15 protein-coding genes are annotated in these 22083 nt (G+C 55.0%); all 15 read right to left on the reverse strand.

Annotated elements, in window-relative coordinates; genetic code table 11:
* Window positions 1-2: 2 nt before the first annotated feature.
* Entirely contained in the window at window positions 3-1106 is a 1104-nt protein-coding gene (glgD, locus tag PCH05_RS24135) for a glucose-1-phosphate adenylyltransferase subunit GlgD (RefSeq protein WP_127606739.1), read from the reverse strand.
* 48 nt (window positions 1107-1154) lie between these two features.
* A complete protein-coding gene (locus PCH05_RS24140; protein WP_127606741.1) occupies window positions 1155-2330 on the reverse strand; it encodes a glucose-1-phosphate adenylyltransferase in 1176 nt (391 codons plus the stop codon).
* 431 nt (window positions 2331-2761) lie between these two features.
* Entirely contained in the window at window positions 2762-4345 is a 1584-nt protein-coding gene (gcvPB, locus tag PCH05_RS24145; protein ID WP_127606743.1) for an aminomethyl-transferring glycine dehydrogenase subunit GcvPB, read from the reverse strand.
* Between the two features lie 19 nt (window positions 4346-4364).
* A complete protein-coding gene (gene gcvPA / locus PCH05_RS24150; RefSeq protein WP_127606745.1) occupies window positions 4365-5774 on the reverse strand; it encodes an aminomethyl-transferring glycine dehydrogenase subunit GcvPA in 1410 nt (469 codons plus the stop codon).
* A gap of 46 nt (window positions 5775-5820) precedes the next feature.
* On the reverse strand, window positions 5821-6603 hold the full coding sequence (locus tag PCH05_RS24155) for an SDR family NAD(P)-dependent oxidoreductase (protein ID WP_127606747.1): 783 nt from the start codon (window positions 6601-6603) through the stop codon (window positions 5821-5823).
* The gene (gene lacZ / locus PCH05_RS24160; RefSeq protein WP_127606749.1) at window positions 6596-9724 is read right to left on the reverse strand and encodes a beta-galactosidase, LacZ type; all 3129 of its coding nucleotides are present in this window, start codon (window positions 9722-9724) and stop codon (window positions 6596-6598) included. Before lacZ ends, PCH05_RS24155 begins: the two co-directional genes overlap by 8 nt.
* An 18-nt stretch (window positions 9725-9742) precedes the next feature.
* The gene (locus PCH05_RS24165) at window positions 9743-10555 is read right to left on the reverse strand and encodes a carbohydrate ABC transporter permease (RefSeq protein WP_127606751.1); all 813 of its coding nucleotides are present in this window, start codon (window positions 10553-10555) and stop codon (window positions 9743-9745) included.
* Window positions 10552-11541 carry a carbohydrate ABC transporter permease gene (locus PCH05_RS24170; RefSeq protein ID WP_127606753.1) on the reverse strand — a complete coding sequence of 330 codons (990 nt, stop codon included), beginning with the start codon at window positions 11539-11541 and terminating at the stop codon, window positions 10552-10554. The genes PCH05_RS24165 and PCH05_RS24170 overlap by 4 nt, the downstream gene beginning before the upstream one ends.
* A gap of 77 nt (window positions 11542-11618) precedes the next feature.
* Window positions 11619-12890 (reverse strand): ABC transporter substrate-binding protein, encoded by a 1272-nt coding sequence (locus PCH05_RS24175; RefSeq protein WP_127606755.1) that lies wholly within the window; start codon window positions 12888-12890, stop codon window positions 11619-11621.
* 132 nt (window positions 12891-13022) lie between these two features.
* Window positions 13023-14207, reverse strand: coding sequence for a response regulator transcription factor (locus PCH05_RS24180; protein WP_127606757.1), 1185 nt, complete (start codon window positions 14205-14207; stop codon window positions 13023-13025).
* Window positions 14185-15930, reverse strand: coding sequence for a cache domain-containing sensor histidine kinase (locus PCH05_RS24185; RefSeq protein ID WP_127606814.1), 1746 nt, complete (start codon window positions 15928-15930; stop codon window positions 14185-14187). The genes PCH05_RS24180 and PCH05_RS24185 overlap by 23 nt, the downstream gene beginning before the upstream one ends.
* 207 nt (window positions 15931-16137) lie before the next feature.
* Window positions 16138-17847 (reverse strand): amylo-alpha-1,6-glucosidase, encoded by a 1710-nt coding sequence (locus PCH05_RS24190; RefSeq protein ID WP_127606759.1) that lies wholly within the window; start codon window positions 17845-17847, stop codon window positions 16138-16140.
* A gap of 180 nt (window positions 17848-18027) precedes the next feature.
* The gene (locus PCH05_RS24195) at window positions 18028-18498 is read right to left on the reverse strand and encodes an SRPBCC family protein (protein WP_127606761.1); all 471 of its coding nucleotides are present in this window, start codon (window positions 18496-18498) and stop codon (window positions 18028-18030) included.
* Between the two features lie 119 nt (window positions 18499-18617).
* Window positions 18618-19760, reverse strand: coding sequence for a YecA family protein (locus PCH05_RS24200; protein WP_164766781.1), 1143 nt, complete (start codon window positions 19758-19760; stop codon window positions 18618-18620).
* A 252-nt stretch (window positions 19761-20012) separates the two neighbouring features.
* Window positions 20013-21893, reverse strand: a complete 1881-nt coding sequence (htpG, locus tag PCH05_RS24205; RefSeq protein WP_127606765.1) for a molecular chaperone HtpG — start codon at window positions 21891-21893, stop codon at window positions 20013-20015.
* Window positions 21894-22083 lie beyond the last annotated feature (190 nt).

Here is a 22083-nt window from a genome sequence, read left to right on the forward strand (position 1 = left end):
GTTTAAATCGCGGTGTCTTTCGCCACTACAAACGGCTTTCTAATATCGCCCTGCAGTTTGCGGCCTCTGGAGATGACGACGTCTTTGTCTAAAATGACGTTCTCCAGCACCACGTCTTCTTCAATAATGCATTTTTGCATAATAATCGAGTTATGGATCCGGGCCCCTTCCTTGACCTGGACCCCGCGGAACAAGATGCTGCCGTCCACCGATCCTCCGATTTGGCAGCCATTCGCCACCAGAGAATTGCTCACATCGGCAGTATTCAGGTATTTGGCCGGCACCTCGTATTTGATCTTCGTGTGGACTGGCTGCTCGCGGAACAGCGAATGATACGTGTCCGGCTTCAGCAAATCCAGGCTGTTGCGGTAATAGCTCTCGAGCGAGTTGATCACCGCATGGTATCCTTTGTATTCATAACCGGCAATGTTCAGCTTTCTGCGGTTCTTCTGGATGGCGTCGCGGAAAAAGTGGCTCTCCCCGTGAGCGATGCACTGTCTGACGAGATGAAGGAACATGTTCTTCTCCATGATGAACATTTCCATATACAGGTTGGGATGCTCGCGCTCCAGATGAATATCGGTCACCCTTCCGTTTTCATCCACGTCCAGTCGGGTACAGGCCTGATGCTCGGGCCGAATCTGCTGCGTCTTAGTATAAATTAGCGTAACGTCGGCTCCCTGCTCGAGATGGTAGGCATAGGCATCGCAGAAATCGACATTGCTCAAATGCTGGCTTCCGGAGTACACGACGTACCGGGCCGAACCTCGCTCAAAAAAGTCCAGATTATTATGAATATGCTGGAGTTCGCCCGTGGAAACATCCGTCGGATCGTTCCAATCGGGAGGCAGAACGAACAGCCCGCCCCGTTTACGGTCCAAATCCCAGGGCTTCCCTTCCCCGAGATGGTCGAGCAGCGACCGGTATTTCCGCCGGACGAACAGCGCGATATCCAGAATGCCTGCATGCATCATGTTGGACATCACAAAATCGATCAGCCGGTAACGGCCGGCAAACGGCACGGCCGCCCCGCAGCGGAAATACGTCAGCTCATTCAATTGATCCAGCTCATGATCCAGGTTAATGACGCCCATCAGTTCCTTCATGATTGACACCGTCCTTTTTATTTTGGGTTTCAGGATGATGCAGTCCTATTAAAGGGTTGGGGTTGGGGACGAATCCAGGATGCTTGGTGCGGCTTCATTGTCGCCCGTAACCAATAAAATTTCGCTGTCCTCTCCGAGTCCCTCGCCGATGACCGTGCCGTCTTCAATCACAAGGTTCTCGGTAATGATCGCGCGGTGAATCCGCACGTTTCGTCCGATCTTCACCTGCGGCATGATGACGGAATCGGTCACGACGCTGCCTTCTCCCACTTCGACCCCGTAAAAAAGAACGGAATGGCTCACCTCGCCGTATACGGAGCAGCCCTCATTGATCATGCAGCCCCGCACCTTCGCTCCCGGCGCGATATACTCAGCCGGCTGGTTCGGATTGCGTGTATAGATCCGCCAGTCCGGATCGTTCAGATTCAGCTCCGACGTCTCTGACAACAGATCCATATTCGCTTCCCACAGGCTGTTGATCGTGCCGACATCCTTCCAGTATCCTTGGAACGGATAGGCATACAGCGTTTTTTCTTCAGCCAGCATCATCGGAATGATGTCTTTGCCGAAATCATGGCTCGTATCCGGCTGCTCCACGTTTTGCAGCAAATATTGTTTCAGCACGTCCCATTTAAACAAATACACCCCCATCGATGCCAAGGTGCTCTTCGGCTTCTCAGGCTTCTCTTCGAATTCGTAAATTTGCAAATCGTCGTCCGTATTCAGAATCCCGAAACGCGTAGCTTCCTCCAGGGTCACGTCGATGACGGAAATGGTGCAGTCGGCATGTTTTTGCTTGTGGTACTGCAGCATGCGGTCATAATCCATCTTGTATATGTGATCGCCTGACAATATCAGCACATGCTCCGGATCATACTGTTCGATGAACTTCATATTCCGGTAGATGGCATCCGCGGTTCCGCGGTACCAGCTTGTTCCATCTTCCCGCTCGTAAGGAGGCAGCACGTAAACGCCCCCGCTGCGGCGGTCCATGTCCCAGTCGCTGCCGACGCCGATATAGGAGTGCAGCACAAGCGGCTCGTATTGAGTCAGAACGCCGACCGTATCGATGCCAGAATTGGAGCAGTTGCTTAAGGGGAAATCGATGATCCGGTATGTACCTCCGAAATAGACCGCGGGCTTCGCCAGCGTTTTCGTTAAGCTCTTCAAGCGCTTGCCCTGCCCTCCAGCCAGCAGCATGGCCACAACTTCTTTTCTTTTCATGGCTGATTCTCCTTTGATTAAAATAGAGAGGCGCTGATTCACTTGATATGAAAAAAGCATACTCGCGGCGTCATGCCACGCTTAGGCTTCTTTTACCGTGTACAAGTATGGACAATCACCCTATCTGTTATTAAACGGGAAACCTGCCTGATAATCCTTGTAGGAATGGGTTTGATATTCAAAAGAGTCATGATACGGAAGAGAAAGTCATGAAGTGGTGATGTTTCGGAATTGATTTGCAGGAAAAAGATACATGTTGGGCCAGGCTGCGGAAGATTCAAGAGGTCATGCAAGCGGATCCAGAGAAGTTGTTTACTCTATTATATCGTATCGTAACCGACTATAGAAGCTTGGAATGGACGCTGAAGATGCTTTTCCGAAAAACTAAAGAGGCCCTAAAAGGGCCTCTTGAACGCATGAACCTGATTGGCTCACGCTTGGCTTTGCGTCTGCAGCTCCGGGCTCGTTTTCTTCAAATAGGCGCGCCATGTAATGCACCACTGCTTCGGATCGTCGAGCGATGATTCGTCATTGCGGTGTACCGTGCTGCTGTGCGGGGCGGATTTGACGATCTCCGGATTCGTATAAGCTTCATGCGAGATATGCTCGAGCGCATGGATATATTCGTCCAAATCCTCCTTGGAATAGGATTCGGTCGGCTCCAGCGTGAACGGCTGCGGTACGATGTACGGGTGATGGGACGTCCAGTAATGAAGTCCGAAATCGCACATCCGGCGCGTGATATCCTCCGTCGTGACGCCCGTTTCGTCCGTCAGCTGCTTCCAGCTGTAGCGCACCTGCTCGAGCCGCCGCCCTTTGATGTAAGGAGCGCTTGCACCGCGAATTTGCAGGATTTTATGGTACAGGTAATTGTTGTTCAATACGGCGACCTGAGCCACGTCTTTCAGTCCTTCAGCGCCAAGGCTCAGGATCCAGGCATAGGAGCGGAGAACGGTTTGGGCGACGCCGTGGAAGCTTCGCACCTTGCCGATGCTCAGATCGCCCTGCTGCTTCAGCACATAATGCCCGTCAGCTTCGCGGTCTACCAGCGGTCCCGGCAGGAACGGCTTCAATGCATCGGTCACGCCGAGCGCTCCGGTCGCCGGTCCTCCGCACATATGAGGAGCAGCGAAGGTTTTGTGCAGGTTGAAGAAGCACATATCAAAGCCCGCTTCCTTGGCCCGGGTAATGCCGAGCAGACCATTGGCGTTCGCCTGGTCATAATAGCAGATGCCGCCGGCGGCATGCACGACGTCCGTAAATTCCCGGATACGGTGATTGTAAATGCCGGTGTCTTCCGGGTTCGCGACGACAAAGCCTGCCGTCCGTTCGGAAACGGCATTCTTCAGCTTCTCCAGATCCGGGAACCCGTCCTCGTCCGGATGCAGCGTAATAATCTTATATCCCTTCACCGCTGCGGTTGCAGCCTGGGAAGGATGCGAAAAGATGGTCGTGATGATCTCGTCGCGCTGCTCTCCCTCGCCGCGGGAATCATGATAGGCACGGACGATCGAGGCCATGGCGAGCAGCGCCTGCGTTCCGCTGCTGGGCTGGAACGAGAATGCATCCATGCCGGAAATTTCACGCATCGCCAGATCGAGGTTATGGAAAATTTCCAGCATACCCTGCACGGAATCGACATCCTGGAGCGGATGCAGTTCGGTCATGCGCGAATTGCGGATCAGCATTTCGTTGATCCGGGGAATGTATTTCATCGTGCAGGTCCCCTGCCCGATCTCGACGTTCAAGTCCGATCCCAGCGTTTCCTGGGACAATCGGAGATAATGCCGCAGCACTTTGGCCTGGCCGATTTCCGGAAGCGCGGGTGCGGCGGCCCGCTGCATGGAAGCCGGAATCCGGTCCGCCGCGCTGCCGATCTCGGCGGCCACGGCGGCTTCGGTTCCCGGCGGGATGACGCCCCGCTCGCCCGCGCGGTGAAGCTCGAAAATGACGGGCTCATCCCATTTGGCTTGGTGGAACTGGCGTACCTTGCGGTCTCTGATGATCCGTTTCATGGCGTATTCGTCCTCCTCCTTATGATCCGTTCGATGATGTGCCTGCAATCGAGCGAAGCGCTGCCGCCAGACGGTCCAGGTCGGCTTGGGTATGAATCTCCGTCACGCAGTACAGCGCGCATTGTCCCCATGTCGGATAGCCCGCGGACAGATCTTTGCCTCCAAAAATCCCCTCGTCCATTAAACGGCGGTTGATCTCGGCGACCGTCAGCCCTGTCTTGTTGAAATCGACGACGAATTCCTTGAAGAAGGCGCCCTCAAAGCGAAGGGAAACCCCCGGAATTTCTGCCAGACGCTTGGCGGCATAGCCCGACTTCTGAATGATGGTGCTGCCGACCTCCTGCATGCCGGCCGGTCCGAGCAGCGCCAAGTAGACGCCTGCCGTGATTCCCCATAAGGCGGTCTGGGTCCCTACGGACTCCTTGCCTTTCTCGCGCAGAGCGAAGGACGTACGTTCATAAGCGACGTCTCCGAAGCCGTACTCGCCTTCCACCTCGGTCGGCACGATGCCGAACAGGCGCGAAGGGTACTCCATCACGAACTTCTCTTCATCGCGCGTGGCGATGAAGCCCGCCTGCCCGCCGCCATAGTTCATATGCATGCCGAGCGGCTGCAAATCGCCGCAGACGATATCCGCGCCGTAGCGTGCCGGCGGCTCCAATACCCCGAGCGAGATCGGATCGACGCCCACGACGGAAACCGCGCCCGCTTCATGGGCAAGAGCGGAGATCGTCCCCCCCTGGTCCTCGATGATGCCGAGATATCCCGGATTCTCGAAATAAACCGCGGCCACATCGCTGCTCAGCTTGCCGCGAAGATCGTCCACGTCGATTTTTCCGGTAGCCGGATCGATCTCGATATATTGAATATCCATCACGGGCATGCAGTAATTGCGGATGATCGCCGCCTTATCCGGGTCGACGGATCGCGGCATCAGCGCCGTCTTCCGGCCCGTAACGCGCCCGGCCATCCGGATGGCGGTGGAAGCCGCCTGCGCCCAGTCAAAGGTCGGCACGTTCACGACGTCCATATCCACCAGCTCGGCGAGCAGGCTCTGATATTCGAACAGGGCCTGGAAACGGCCGTGGTCCTCGTACGGCTCTCCCGCATAGGCGGTGACGAATTCCGAGCGCTGGTTGATCTCATCGCATACGGCGGGGATGAAATGCTGCCAGCAGCCGGCGCCGAGGAAATTCAAGTAATCGGCGCCATGCTTGTTCTTGGCCAGCAGGCCCTCGATATGGCGGCGCAGCTCATACTCGTTCATCGCCGGCGGGATGTTCATCTCCCGGTCCAGCTTCAGGCTGTCCGGAATGGCGTCATGGAGCTGATCCATGGATGTCAGGCCAATTTCCTTCAGCATGGCGTCCCGGACTTCCGGGACGGTATTCGGAATATAAGGATGGGCATACGTTCTGTTGTCAGCCAAATGAAACGCCTCCGTTCGTGTTGAATGAATGAAAGAAATGTCCGATTTAAGCAATGCCGCCCCCGTCAACGACAAGCACGCTGCCGGTCACCCAAGAGGAAAGATCGCTCGCCAGGAACAATACGGCATTCGCGATGTCGCGCGGCGTGCCGAGACGCTCGAGCGGACGTCCGCCGGCGGAAGCGACCAGGAACGCGGCCTCGTCCTGTTTTAGCTGCTTCGCTTCGTCGCGCAGCAGCGGCGTATCCGTGTCGCCGGGCGACACGCAGTTGACGCGGATATTGGCTGCTCCGTGATCGATCGCCATCGCCTTCGTCAGATTCACGACGCCGGCCTTGGCCGCGCAGTATGCCGCCGCGCGGTCTCCGCCTTTGAGGCCCCAGCCGGAGCCGGTGTTGATGATGCTGCCTCCCCCGCATTGCTCCATGACCGGAATGACATACTTGGAGAGGAGGAAGACCCCTTTGAGCGAAACGTCCAGCACCAGATCCCAATCCTTCTCCTCCAGCTCGGTTACCGTCTTGCGGCGGATCACCCCGGCATTATTGAACAGGATATGGATGCCTCCAAGCGCAGCGCTGATTTCCGAGACAACGCGTTCACAGTCCTCGGCCGAGGTGACATTGCAGCGGAAAAAGCTGGCCTGTCCTCCCTGCCCGCGGATGTCTGCAGCCGCCTTCTCCCCGGCTGTCTCATTAATATCGAGCAGCACGGCATGTGCCCCGAAATTCGCCAGCAGCTCGGCCGTGGCCAGGCCGATCCCCGAGGCTCCCCCCGTAACGACCGCCACCTTGCCGGTTAAGTTCAAAACGTCCTGTGTATTAAGCATGGTTCTCCTCCTCCATTTCATGGTGTTTGGCTTCCGACGCCATTCTCCGGCTCAAGCGTTCAGGCGAAGAATCCTCTGCCGTGTACGCCTGAAGCAGAATCCGGAACCGGAAAGGCTCCGGCTTGACGGCATGCTCCGGCGACTGGGCCGGTCCGCAGCTGTTGCTGCCGAGACCGTTTTGCCGGTAGTCCAGATTGAGCGTAATAAAATCACGTGCCGTCAGATCGCTTCGATGCTGGGCGGCTTCCACATCGCCATCCGTATAACGGCTTGCGCCGAATTCGAATACTGGCGCGCCTGCGGCGAGCAGGCCGATGCCGGCTCCGTCCGTGATGGACATCCAGCGGACATCCGTCCGGTTTCCGTTCTCCTGCGGATAGACATACGGCGTGAATAGTCCATCCACTGTATCCGTATATACGCCGACTCGTGCCGCTTCCTTGCTGTCGGAGTAGCTTTCGCCCGGCCCGCGGCCGTACCAGCGAACATGCTCCATGTCGCCCGGAATTTCCAGCTGCAGACCAATTTTCGGCAGCATGGATGGCGGCGTTCCTTCCGGCTTGCCGCTGACATCCATTGTAATCAGTCCGCTTGCGGTCACGGTATAGGAGACTTGGCAGCGGAAGCCCCAGTCATGAACCGGCGGCGCAATCCGCGAAATCCAGGTCATCCGTACCGCAGCTTCATCCAGCCGCTCCCAACGGAAGCCGTCGACCCGCTCCGAGAGCCGGTCGAGATGGGCTTTGCGCCAATCCGGCAGCACGTACATGTCGTTGTCGATCGGCGCGCGCCAGAAATTCAGGCGGGGACCGCGCCGGATCAGCTCCCTGCCGCCGATGCGGAGCGAAGCGATGCCCGGACGCAGGCGATCCACGGCCATGCGGAACCGGTCACTCGCGAGAACAAGCTCCCGGTCCGCTTCAGAAACGGTAAGCGTATCCCGATGCTTATGCGTTTCAGCCGATATGCCGGATGGACCATCCGAAGCCGCAGGCAGCTCGAACTGCGCCCAAGCCACTTCATGCCCCTGCGGAGCCCAATCGCATTCCGCCGCCAGCGTAAAGCCGATGTTCAGCCAGTGCTCCATGGCAGGCTCCGCCGATGCAAGCGGGAAATCGCTCCGCATCGGAACCGTGACCTCCCGGCTTTCTCCGGCGCCGATATCCGGCAGGTCCAGCACGCCGCTGTCCAAGACGCGTCCGTCAGCCGTAACGCTGTAATGCGCCCGCAGATGATCCAGGCCGATAAAATCATACCGGTTCGTGATGCGGATCCGGCCGGCGCCGATCATTTCGACCCGGACGGGTTCGATTATTTTCTTATATTCGATCAGCCCCGGCGATGGCGTCCGATCCGGGCGGATGAGCCCGTCAATGACGAAGTTGCTGTTGTTCGGCACATCGTCGTAATCTCCGCCGTACGCGTAATCTTCTTTGCCGTCCGCCGACTTGCGGCTGAGGCCATGGTCGATCCACTCCCAGACGAAGCCGCCCTGCAGGCGCCGGTACTTGTCGAAGACGTCGAAGTACGCCCGCAGACCTCCGGGTCCGTTCCCCATCGCATGGGCGAACTCGCATAAGATATGCGGCTTTGGATGGTCCTCCATTTGCCCGAAGCCTTCCATTTTTTCCACGGAAGAATACATCGTGCTCACAACGTCGCACACTTCCGCTTCCCGGTCCTCTTCGTAGTGCACAAGCCGCGTGGAATCATGCGCCTTGCACCATTCGGACATCGCGCGGAAGTTGCAGCCGAAGCCCGATTCATTGCCAAGCGACCAGAAAATGACCGACGGATGGTTTTTGTCCCGTTCCACCATGCGGCGAACCCGGTCCACATAAGCTTCCTTCCAGGCCGGATCATCGCTCAGCCTCGAAATATTGCCGAGCGGCTCGAAGCCATGGGTTTCGAGATCCGTTTCCTCCATCACGTAGAGGCCATATTCGTCGCACAGATCATAGAACCGCGGATCATTGGGGTAATGCGCCGTACGCACGGCGTTAATGTTATGCTGCTTCATCAGCTTGATATCCTGCAGCATCGTGGACGGTGTCACCGTACGGCCCGTATTCGGATGATGGTCATGACGGTTGACGCCCTTGAGCAGGATCGCCTTCCCGTTGACCAGGAACTGACCGTTCTGCACCTCCACGCGGCGGAAGCCCACCCGTTGGGCGATAGACTCCGTAACCTGATCCGACGAATCGAGCACGGTCAGCACAAGATGATACAAGTATGGGGACTCCGCATTCCATAAGACAGGTCTGGAAACAGGCAGATTGAACTCGGCCTGCACCTGCCCGGACAACGGCTTTTCGGCGGATAACAGCTCTTTTCCCGCATGATCCAGCAGCTGCAGCCGGATTTTGCCTGCGGCGTCCTCCCCCTCCACATCTGCATGGACCGACAGCACCGCATTCGAGAATGCCGCGTCCAGCTCGGTTACGACCCGGAAATCGGTCAGGCGGACGCTCGCAGGCTCAGCCACCAGATAGACGTCCCGGAAAATGCCGCTCATCCACCACATATCCTGATCCTCCAGATAACTGCCATCCGACCACTGATATACGCGGACGGCCAGACGGTTGGTCCCGGCCTGCAAGTACGGCGTCAGATCGAACTCGGAGGTAAGGCGGCTGCCCTGGCTGTAGCCGACCAGCGAACCGTTCAGCCATACATGAAAGGCGCTGTCCACGCCGTCGAATTTGATGCATACCTTTTGTCCGTCCCAATGGGAAGGAATATCAAACTCCCTTACGTAGCTGCCCGTCGGATTGTCGTTCGGCACATGCGGAGGATCTACCGGAAACGGGTAATACAGATCCGTGTAATGCGGATGCCCGTATCCCTGCAGCTGCCAGTGTCCGGGTACGCGGATATCGTCCCATCCGGCAGTGTCAAATTCCGGCTTATCAAAATCTTTTGGTGCCAGCTCCGGCCCCTCCGCAAAATCAAACTTCCAGATGCCGTTTAACGATTTGAACCAAGGCGAGCTTCCTCTGTCATAGCTCAAAGCGCCCTCCCGGTCCGAATAAGGGATAAAATAAGCCCGGCTCTTGGCGCGGTTTCTGGCCAGCACGCCGAGGTTATCCCAATCCCGCTGCATCATGATGTCATACATGGTCCTCTTCCTTTCTCTCTATCCTTTAATGCCCGTCGTCGCAATGCCTCCGACAATATAGCGCTGCGCAAAGAAGAAAATAGCCAGCGGCGGAATGGAAATCAGGCAGGTAATCGCCATAATCGACTGCATATCGACGCCGTACATCCCCTTAAACTGCGACAGGCCGAGCGTCAGCGTATATTTCGTTTGGTCGTTCAGGAAAATGAGCGGTCCGAGATAGTCGTTCCAGCAGCTCATCACCTGGAATACGGCCACCAAGATGAGCGAAGGCGCCATCAGCGGCACGATAATCCGGAACAACACGGTGATTTTGCTGGCTCCGTCGATCGTTGCTGCTTCGTCCAGCTCCCGCGGCAGGGTCAGAATAAACTGGCGCAGCAAAAAGATATAATAGGCGGATCCGAACCAAGACGGCACGATCAGCGGCTTCAGCGTATTGATCCAGCCCAAATAGTTGAATTCCATGTACTGCGGAATCATCGTTACTTCCCACGGAATCATCATCGTTGCCAGAACGACGAGAAACAGGAAATCGCGCCCCTTGAACTGAAACCGGGCGAAGCCGTAAGCGACGAGCGTACAGGAGATCAGCTGCCCGAGCGTAGACAAGGCCGTGATGACCAGCGTGTTTTTCAGAAACAGGTTAAACGGCTGCGTGTTCCATGCCTCGGCAAAGTTGCTGAATTTCCAGACGGAAGGAATCCATTTGGGCGGAAACAGATACAGCTCCTGCTGCGATTTGAGCGCCGTCGTCACCGCCCAGAACAAGGGCGCGATAAACAGGAGCGAGCATAGGATCAGCAGCGTGTACGTCAGTGCTTTTTTCATCCGGCCTGGCCTCCTTTCCGGGCTTTCGGCTTCTTCTTGGAACCCTTTTTCATTTCGCCTTCATAGAACACCCAGGCTTCCGATGACTTGAAGACGAGGAACGTCAGTGCGAGCACGATCAGGAACATGAACCAGGCGTTGGCGGCGGAATAGCCCATCTTAAAATATTTGAATGCGTTTTCGTACATGTACATGGCATAGAAATACGTGGATTTCAGCGGCCCGCCTCCTGTCAGCAATAATGCCAAGGTCAGCTGCTGGAATGCCGCGATAATGGACGTAATCAGGTTGAACAAAATGGTGGGCGTTATCATCGGAATCGTCACGCTGAAGAATTGGCGGATTTTGCCCGCGCCATCGATCGAGGCCGATTCGTAGAGATCCTTCGGAATGCCCTTCAGCCCTGCCAGGAAAATCAGCATCATCGAGCCCTGTCCCCACAGGCTGGCCACGACCATCGCCACCAGCGACCATTTCGTGTCATTCAGCCAGTCGGGTCCTTGAATGCCGAACACCGACAGGAAGTAGTTCAAAATGCCGTAATCCCCGCTGTATACCCACGACCAGATCATCGCCAGCGCCACGCCCGAAATGACGGAAGGCAGGTAAAAGGCAGTGCGGAAGATCGCGCTTCCACGAACCTTCTGGTTCAGCAGCATGGCGAGTCCCAGCGCGATGATAATGTTGAGAGGAACGAATAATACCGCAAATTTCAAAGTGACGAAAAGCGACTTCCAGAACATCGGATCATCCGTAAACATCTCGATGTAGTTATCGATGCCGATAAACGTGACCTTGCCGACGATCGGCCAGTCAAAGAACGAAATGAACAAGGAAAACAACAAGGGACCCAGCGTAAAGACGACAAATCCGAAGATCCAAGGAAAGATGAAGAGGTAGGGAGCAGCCCCACCCCATCTGCGTTTTCTCAAGGGCTTAAGGGCGGCTGTCTGTTCCCGTGTGCTGTGCAGGTAGGTCTGAGCCATCTCCTAACCTTCTTTCTGTAGAGGTTGTTTAAAAGTCCGGCTGAAAACCGACCTTATCAAACTCGAAATTCAAGTTTTTATTTCAAATACCGCTCGCTGTCCTTGACGGCTTGATTCAGCACTTCCTGGGCATTGCTGCCGTGCATGACCGCTTCGACCGCTGCGGACAGCTGACGGTTCACTTCATTCCATTTCGGATTCAGCAGGAAAGCCGGCGTATCGCTCGAACGTTCAAGCATCGTGTAAAAAGGCTTATAGAGCGGATCCTGATCCTTCTTCAGCTCGGTAACGACGCTTTGGCGGACAGGCAGGTCGGCTACGCGCATTTTAATCGATTCGCCGCCTACGTAGAATTTGACGAATTCCCAGGCCAGATCCTTTTGTTTGGAGTCTTTGGCGATGGACAGCGCGGACTCAGCCAGAACGCCTTTGACCGGTTTGCCAGGGAAAGCCGGCATTTCCACCGTTCCGACATCGATGCCTGCTTGCTTGAACGATTCCAGCGGCCAGATGCCGCTTTCCCACATGGCGATTTTGCCTGCCTTGAAAATATCGTCGCCGCTTTGCTGTCCTTTGCCTCCGGTCAGCACGGCCGAACCATTTTTGACCATATCGCCGAACATTTGGATGGACTCGGCAGTTTCCTTGCTGTTCATGTAACCGTCGATCGTCTTGCCATCCGGTGAAATGAAGGAGCTGCCGTTGCTCCAGACAAAGCCCTGAAGGTCATACGTGTCATTTTCGGCGCGGACGCCAAAACCGTACTGCTTCTTGGATTTGTCGGAAAGCTTCTGGGCAATCGCCTGGAATTCGTCCCAAGTCCACCCGTCCTTCGGATAAGGGACCCCCGCGGCATCAAACAGCTTCTTGTTGTAATACACGACACGGGTCGTAAATCCGGCCGGAATGCCGTACAGCTTGCCGTCGATTTTGCCGTAGTTGAACAATCCTTTGTAGAAGTCATCTATTTTGAGGTCATTGTCTTTGTCCGCGTAGCTGTCCAGCGGCTCCAGGGATTGATGATAGGTCGGGAAATCCCACATGTACATGACATCCGGCGGGTTTGCCGCACCGAAGCCGGCAGCCAGCTTCTGGTCGAAGCCATCGGCGTAAGCCTCTACCTGCACCTTCGTGCCGGGATGCTCCGTCTCGAACTTTTTGGCAATATCCTGCTCGATTTTGAGCGCATCTCCGGTATCCCAGGTCGCGAAACGAAGCGTCTTCGATTGTGCCGAGCCGCTTTCCCCTTTGCCGGCCGTTCCGGCGCTGCTGCCGCTGTCGCCGCAGGCGGATAGAACGGATACCATCACGGTTGTTGCAAGGACAATGAGTGAAACTCTCTTTTTCATCTTGTCAGCTCCCCTGTTTATTGAGGTGTATAATAATTGAACCGCTTTCATCGTAACTCGAATGAAAGCGGTTCAAAACGTGCATCGATTTGAATGTTGTTGTGATTTTGTTCGAATTTTCAAAGGCGGGTGTCATTCTGTTCGGATCATGTCTTCTTTTTGTTGGGCCCGGTATTGGCTCGGCGTCTGACCCGTGCAGCGCTTGAACCATTTGCTGAAATATTTGCTGTCGCCAAGTCCCGTGCGCTCGGCAATGTCCTGCATCGTGAGCGTCGTGTCCCGCAGCAGGCCGGAAGCGAGCCGCAGCTTCCGCTTGTATTGAAATGCGATAAAGCTGTCGCCCACCGCCTTCTTGAACAAAATGGAGAAATGGCTGCGGCTGAGCCCGACTTCTTCCGCCAGATCGCTCGCGGACCAATCCGCCGCCGGATTGGCGTGCAGCAGATGAACGGCCTTCCAGATCGGCTCCGGCCAATCCTCTCCGGACACGCCGTAGATTCGCTCCAGCTCCGCTTCCTTATGCAGGGACAGAAACGCCTCCCTTAAATCCTCGCTGTGCAGCAGCGAGCATCTGCGGCTCCATTGCAGCCGGCCGCAGCGGCTTTTGCATTCGACGAGCAATCCGTCTGCCGCTACCCTCAAGGCGTCGGGCACGATCCAATAACAGTAATCTCCCCCGTACGGGATGAGCTTTCCATCCGCAATGCACCGTTCATCCTGCCCCGCATCCGCTAAAAGCCAGCTCCAGGAGGCTCCGCATTCCGCCGTCCGGATCAAATACAGATGGATCGGCTGCCCGCCAAAATGCTTCGGGTCTTCCTGCACATTCGCAAGCTCCTGCGGAAACTTGTCGCTGTGCCCGTTCAGCCAGGCGAATAACATCGTTTCCAGCCGTTCGCCATCTTGCCCCGGCTCGGATGATGGGGCCGAAAGATCGCGCTGAAATTGCTTCAGCAGCTCTTCCAGCTCCTCATCCTCGAAAGCGGTCTTCAGCAGATACCCTGACGCCCCCAGCCGCATCCCCTGCTGCGCATATTCGAAATCCCGGTGGCAGCTGAGCAGTATGATTTTCGTATGCTTCGCCGTTTCCTTGACCTTGCGGGTCAGCTCAATCCCGTCCATCTCCGGCATGACGATGTCCGTGATCACCACGTCGGGGCGATATTCCAAAAATGCTTCCCATGCTTTGAGGCCGTTGGGCGCATCGGCGACGACTTCCATTCCGAACTGCTCCCAAGGTACGGTTGAGCGGAGTCCCTTGCGAACAATGCTCTCATCATCAGCGATCAGCACCTTAATTTTCCTGGCTGTTACCATCGGAACGCTCCTCCTTTTTGGGCCAACGAATGAGGATCTCCGTCCCCTCGCCCTTCGTCGAATGTACCGTAAGCCCATACTGCGGGCCAAAATGCAGCTTGAATTTCTGGTCTGCGTTCTGAACGCCCAATCCGCCGCGCCCTTGGCGTTTGGCACCCGGGACGAATAAGCGTGCAAGCTTCTCCGCCGTAATGCCCGCGCCGTCATCCTTCAGCGTCAGCAGCAGCTCTTCGCCGCTCTCCCTGACCTCCAGTTCGATGATGCCAACGCCGTCGGTGAAGCCGTGAAAAAATATATTCTCGAAAAGCGGCTGCAGCGTCATCCGCGGAATGAGGTACTGCTTCAGCTCCTCCCCGCAGCGGAGATCATAGCGGAACACGCAGCCGTACCGGATCTCCTGGATCTTCAGAAAATGCTCGATCATGCGCAGCTCCCGGCCGAGCGTAATCAGCTCCTGCGAAATATCCAGGTTACCCTCCAGCACCATGGTCAGGTGGTAGAGCATCTGCCGGATATCCTCCGCGCCTTGGAGACGGGCCTTCCACTGGATCGAGTTCAGCGTGTTGAACAGCAGATGCGGATTGATCTGGTAATGAAAAGCTTTCAGCTCGGCTTCCTTTTTCAGTCGCTCGCTTTGCTCCACCTCCTGCACCAGCGTCTGCACGCCGCTGACCATCCGGTTGAAGCTCATGTCCAGGCTTCCCAGCTCATCCCTGCCCTCGACGGGCATCCGGGTATCCAGCTTGCCGAAGCTGACCTTCTGCATGGAATCCTTGAGCGAACGGATCCGCGCGGTAAAATGGGAAGAAAATATATAAGCCAGCCCAAAGGCTAATAAACAAGAAAGAATCGCCACGAGGATGGTGTTGGACCGGATGATGCCCGACGACAGATAAAACGCTTTGGCCGGCAGCCTGGCCTCGATCGTCCACTGGCTCACGGCCAGCGTCCGGTCCCAGACGATATCGCTGTCTTTCGGCGTGAACGCCGATGCGCTCTTATAGACAATTCTTCCATCCGGCGCTTTGATCGTCAGATGCGCCTTCGTATCCTCTTCGAACAATCGGAACATATGAAGAAGCTCCTGGGCATTCTCCTCGATCAATATCGTGCTGCCATCCTGTGCCCCGCCGGGATTATGAATCGGAACCGCAAGCCCCAATACGGGCTCACTTACGCTGCCCGCGCTGCTCATCGCATGATCCTGCATGTAAAAGCCGAGCCAGTACGTGCCTTGGTAGGAAGCAGGCTTGTCTTTCCAGGCCGGAATATGTTCAAGTTTACCCACATCGAGATTGCTCTCCCCGTAATAATAGCCTGAAGGCGTAAGGATATAAATTCCCGCGGTCAGATCGGTTCGGAGCGACTTAAGCAGCGCTTCAAAGTCATTTTTCTCGATAATTTCATTATAGGTAACAGGCGTCTTGCTCCCCAGATCCGTGCGGGCCGGATCCAGCAAATAGGAATAGATGGTCTCGCTCATCTGCTTCATCCGGCTCAGCGACGAGCCGGTCTGCTGCTGCAGCTGCGCTACGGCGTTCTCCCCGTATTTTCCGAACTGCGAGTTAATAATTTTGGCAGACTGGTAATAGGACAAAGCTCCGAGCGAGAGCAGCGGGATCAGTGTGACAATGAGGAAACAGATAAGCAGCTTCGTCCGGATGCTGCGGTAGGAACCGGACAGGACGCGGCGGTATTGCTGCTGAAGCCACTGGAATTTCATACACGGATCACCTCCCACCAGCAGGTGCTTATAACTGCATTCTAGCATGGACAAGCCTGCAATGGTTAAAACCAGCTTCTTCATGTTACCGCTTTCAATTCGGGTTTGCCTTTAACTTCCAATTGGCGTGACGGACATTCCTGTCAAGCAGGAAAAGCACCTCCCGGCGGCTGTGAAAAAAAACAGTCGGAGAAGTGCATTTCATGCTTATCCTTGTGTATATTCATGCCCCAAAATGAGGAACACGCTTGAAGTCCATGTAAACGCCCGGTCACGGAGGCCTGCTCCCGTCAGAGCATCGAAATTCTCCGCCATGCCGCTGCGGCTGAGCATGCTGCAGAAGCGGCTTGATACATCCTTTGCCAGCTCCAAATCACCCGCAGCCGCCACGCCCTCCACCAGCAGCATCGTGGATGGCGCCCAAATCGGGCCGCGCCAATATCCGTCCGGCTGATAATAAGGACTGCGAATGCTTTCCGTGGCCCAGCCGTTATCCGTCAGGAAGCGGTTCTCTTCCCTCAAGCCGGCCAGCAGCGAGGCGCGGATCTGTTCCGGCAGCCGTTCTCCAAGGAGAATCGGGACAAACAGCAGCAGGCTGTCCCCTTCAGAAGACTCGTGCGTCCCCGAACGGCAGGAAATGAATTTCCCGTCCCTCCAGAAGTGGGAGATCATCTTCGTCAGCGTATCCTCCGAGAGGCGTCTCCACGCTGCCGAATCCTCCGCGAATCCGAGCAGTCCGGCGATTTCAGCGAGAAGCTCGGTCTGGATGATGAGAAATGCCGCCAAGTCGGGGCTTTCGACCGGGATTCCGTTATTGAACGCCGTGCTGTTGTCCCAGCCCGAATCGTTGCCGTGATTGTACTGCGGAATGCCGTCGCCATCCCCGTCGCGGTAACGGAACCACCATTTCGTCCATTGGGATAATGGACCGTAAACCTCGCGCAGCTGGGCTTCCCGGATGTAATCCGTCCGCTGCATCATCCATGCGAGCGTCCAGCCATGGATCGGCGGTTTATTGCAGTTCCACAGCTCGTATTTATCATTGATGAAATCGGGGATTAAGCCGCTCTCATCCTGCCGGTCGAAAAAAATCATGAACTGGTCCCAGGCCAGCTTCGGATCGTGGCGAACGAGGGCCATTGCATTGAAGCAGTGATCCCAGCTCCATATATTCGTCATCCAGTTCTTGGACATGTACATGGCCGGACGCGTCAGGCATCCTTCTGCCGGTACCAGACACGACCAGGTAATATAGGCCGCCAGCTCCCGTCCCTCCTGCCAGCGGTGCGGAACGGACAAGCTGTTCTCCAGCCATTGTTCGAAATCGGCTTTGGCCGAGGCGACGGCGTCATCAAAGGACACCCAGGCTTCCCGCGGTTCCCATACCGTCCGGAATTCCTCGACGGCAAACTCGGCCGTGTCCGTTTCCGGGTCGGCGCTGAATTCGGCCACGACGCGCGAGCTTTTGATCTTGTCCCATGGTACCTCCATCTTCATGCCGCCAAGGAGCCTCGTCAGCATAAAGCGGCATTCATGGGTAAAGCTGTTCATTTCCCAGCTGTCCGGATTCACCTCGTAAGCATAATCATATGCCGCCGGCACAAAGGTAAGCCGGATACCGCAGCCCTTAGCCCGGAAGCGGAACGTGCGGCTGTCTGAGATGCAGATGTCCGCATAAGCGGATGAAGCGTTCACATGAAGCCGTATGGACTCGGGAGCGGCTTCCGGCGTATACGGAAGCGCCTGTCCCTGACGGTCCACCAGCTCGATGCGGAACGCTTCGCCAAACTTGTCGTCGCCGCCGCGAACCGTGCGAAGATACAATCCTTCTTGTCTATTTTTCCCTTCGGGCAGAAGCGATACCGCGAGAAACGTCTCTCTCCGGCTGAAGGGCACAATGCTCAGGTCAAATGTCATGGCTGCTCTCCTTTATCAAGAGGAATACGCTTTCATTGTACTCCCGATCCGGAAAGGCAGGAACGTTCAGGTGTTTTCTAAGGGAAGGCAATTTGTTGGAAATGCGCGTTCAAGCGCTTCCCCGGGTGTCTTTTTGTTCGATAAAGGGAGTTATAGTGTTCGATTCATCCCAAGCCCATGCTACCGGACATCCAGCATCTGCTTGTCCAGCTGCTCAAGGACAAACGGCCATGCCTGCTCGTGTCCGTCTCTGGCTGCCTCATCCGGGAATCCGGCGTGCACAAGACGCAGCAGCGTACCGCTTTCCAGCGGCTCAAGCGTAACGGTGACCACCGTTTCAGCTCCTTTGGTTCCCCCTTCGCCGGTTACCCATGTCAGCTCGATCAGACGGTCTGGCTCCAGTCGCAGAAATCGCCCATAATGCGGATGGCGCTGCTCTTCGCTGTTTGCATCCGGTTTAAAGACCGTCTCGAAGAAGAAAGGGGTATTCACTTCCCCCTGCATGATAACGGAGTCCGGCGCAGCAAACCAGCGGTCGAACTGCCGCGTCCATGCGCTGTAAAGCACCTCCGGCGTACAATTCATTCGGCGTTCCACCTCTAAATGATACGGTCTGGAGGATAAGTCGGGTATGCGAATCGGTTCAGGCATATGCTTCGTTCCTTTCAATAGGGTATGGGTTATAAAAAATACCCCGCGGCTGGAGCAGACAACCAAAGGCTGCCTGCTCGTCCGCAGGGTGTATCCGGAATTCCTAAAAGCATGGGATGCTATTTACCGTGGCATTTCTTGTATTTCAAACCGCTTCCGCATGGGCATGGTTCGTTTCTTCCTACTTTAGGGATAACGTTTTCGTTATCGTCCACCAGCCGGACCAGACCTTTTTGGGAATCGCTGCCCTCTTCCATGGCGCTGACTTCAACGAGCGTATGGCCGGCGTTGGCCCACATTCTCGTATTGTTGTACACTTCGGCCAGCAGGGAGATGATGCGCTGCGCATGCACCGGCGACTTGAAAGGCACCTTGCGCTTGTCGAACAGATCGATCAGCTCCTGCATGGAGGATTTGTTCGCACATCCGAGCTGGATATCGTCCATCAGGGCTTCGACGAGCTCTTTGTCCTTGGACATGTTGTTCAAGACGAAGGTCTGAAGCTCATCCAGCTGCGGGGTCATTTCGAAGTATGCGAAGTCCGCGTAACGGAGCAGCTCTTCTTTGTCCGGTACATAGTAAGGCTTGCCGGATTGGCTCTCCGCCAGTTCAGCGAGCTTGCTTTCATCCCCGCCGGCAATAAACCCGTTAAACAGGGTTCCGTCGTGAAGGATGATATTCTGGCCGCGTTCGATCATTTCGGCGGCAGCCTGCGCAAGCTCTTCTTCCGTCATGGCCAAATCATGCTGCGAATTGAATATTTGAACAAGCTTGTCCAGCTTGATAACACCGTACAAATGCGCGGCAGCCGCGATATACTCGTGAATTTCCTGCGATGAATCATGCTCCTGCTTCAGCCTGGACAAATCGAGGGTCGCTGCGGCAGCCTTCACTTCTTCCGGCATCAATACATGCAGCTTGCCTTCATTGAAAAAGCTGAACACCAGTCCGCGCTCCAGATAATAGGAATATTGCTCGAACGGAAGCGCATTGTCCTGAATGGAGGATTCCTTCATCAGGGGTTCCAGAAGAGCCCACTCGTCGCCATCCGTCGCAAGAACGATGGATTTCAACTGTTCGGGATCGGTCAAATATGCTGAAAGAGCATCTGCAAGCTCTTCCTTCTTCATCTTGGAACGTCCGGAAATTTGATTGACGGTAGCAAGCGAAGAAAGTCTTGATTTGGTCAAGCTTTGCAGAATTTCCGGCAAACGGGTCATCACGTCTCCAATGATGGCGTGCTGTATATTACGTTCTTCCATTTGTATCCTTGGGTCTTCCAACATTTACACCTCTTCCAGATTGATAAGCATGTACATCCCGCTAACGGGACGCACCTTTAACATTATACACTATTCCTGCAAATTCATCTTCTATAAGAAAGCATCGGCATGATTTCATGGGCAAAAAGGACCCTCATAGAGATGCACATTGATTCTGATTTTGAGGCCCTGACATGAACGCACCCAGCCTTCCGGAAGGCCGGGCTGCATTCACTGTGTATTATGAATAGACTACACCATGATTTTACAAATGTCATTCGTAAATTCGACGGGATCCTGAAGCGGAAGTCCTTCGATCAGCAGTGCCTGATTGTACAACAGGCTGGTAAACAGACCCAGCTTTTCCCGATCCTTTTCAAAAGCATCCTTCAGCGACTGGAACACTTCATGATGCACGTTGATCTCCAACACCTTGTCGGCCTGAATGCCTTCCCCGCTTGGCATGGATTTCAGAACCTTTTCCATTTCGATGGACAGATCGCCTTCCGCGGTCAGACAAACCGGATGCGATTTCAGGCGCTTCGAGGCTTTGACGCTCTTCACCTTGCCGGACAGAAGGCTCGACATCGCTTCGAAGAGCTCCTTGTTCTCGGCTTTCTCCTCTTCGGAGGCGGCTTCGTCCGCATCGGCTTCGATGCCGAGATCACTGCTCGATACCGACTTGAATTCCTTCTCCTTGTAATTCATCAGCATCTTGATCGCGAACTCGTCAATGTCGTCGGTCAGGTACAGAATTTCAAAGCCCTTGTCGGCAACAAGCTCGGTTTGCGGCAGCTTCTCGATGCGTTCGACGGATGTACCGGAAGCATAGTAAATGTATTTCTGGTCTTCCGGCATTCTCGACACGTACTCGTCGAGGGTCACCAGTTTTTTCTCCTTGGAGGATGTGAACAGCAGCAGGTCGGACAACACATCCTTGTTGGCGCCGTAGTCGTTGTACACGCCGAACTTCAGCTGTCTGCCGAACGCCTTGAAGAACGATTCGTATTTCTCGCGGTCATCCTTCAAGAGAGACTGCAGCTGGCTTTTGATTTTGCTCTTGATGTTCTTCGCGATCAGCGTCAGCTGACGGTCATGCTGCAGCATTTCACGCGAGATGTTGAGCGACAGATCCTCGGAATCAACCATGCCTTTGACGAAGCTGAAATAATCCGGCAGGAGGTCTCCGCACTTATCCATGATCAGGACGCCGTTCGAATACAGCTCCAGCCCCTTCTCGTATTCTTTCGTATAATAATCGAATGGCGTATTTTCCGGAATGAACAAAATCGCGTTATACACGACGGCGCCGTCCGCCTTCACGTGCACGTAAGTCAGCGGCTTATCGAAGCCGTAGCGTTTCTCGGCATAGAAGTTCTCGTAATCTTCCTGCGTCAGCTCGCTTTTGTTTTTGCGCCAGATCGGCACCATGCTGTTGACGGTTTGCTCTTCCTTGTATTCCTCAAACCCGCCGTCTTCGCCTTCCTTCGGACGATGTCCGGTGACTTCCATTTTGATCGGGTAGCGGATAAAGTCGGAGTATTTCTTGATGATGCTTCTTAGGCGATATTCCTCGAGGTATTCGTCATAGCGGTCATCCTCGGTGTTTTCTTTGATTTTAAGCGTAATTTCGGTACCCACCGCATCCTTCTCGCAAGGCTCGATCGTGTAGCCGTCCGTTCCCTCGGATTCCCAGCGGTAAGCCTGGTCACTGCCGAGCGCTTTACTGATCACCGTCACCTGGTCGGCCACCATGAACGCGGAATAGAAGCCTACCCCGAACTGCCCGATGATGTTATGACCGTCTTTCGCCTCATTCTCATTTTTGAACGCCAGCGAACCGCTCTTGGCGATGATGCCCAGATTGTTCTCCAGGTCCTCCTGCGTCATACCGATCCCCGTATCCGCAATCGTCAAGGTACGGTTCTCTTTGTCCGCCGTAATGCGGATGTAATAATCGTCTTTATTGAATACGAGCTGTTCGTCGGTCAGCGCTTTATAGTAAATTTTGTCAATCGCATCGCTGGCATTGGAGATCAATTCTCTCAGAAAAATTTCCTTCTGCGTATAAATCGAGTTGATCATCATTTCCAGCAATCGTTTTGATTCGGCTTTAAACTCTTTTTTAATCATGAGTCTGGCTCCCTTCGGTTCAAACGATTCGTTAGCACTCATTCATCAAGAGTGCTAATTCTTTCTTTTATATATCATATCTTGTTTTTCGAAGTCAATATGTAACGGGTTACGCAGCCGCCACGATTGTATTTGCGTATCGTGCAGAGGTCATCCGCTCGCAGGATGTCTGCAGCCTGCATAAGTTCAT

It is taken from the genome of Paenibacillus chibensis (assembly GCF_004001045.1).
Classification (GTDB): domain Bacteria; phylum Bacillota; class Bacilli; order Paenibacillales; family Paenibacillaceae; genus Paenibacillus_AQ; species Paenibacillus_AQ chibensis.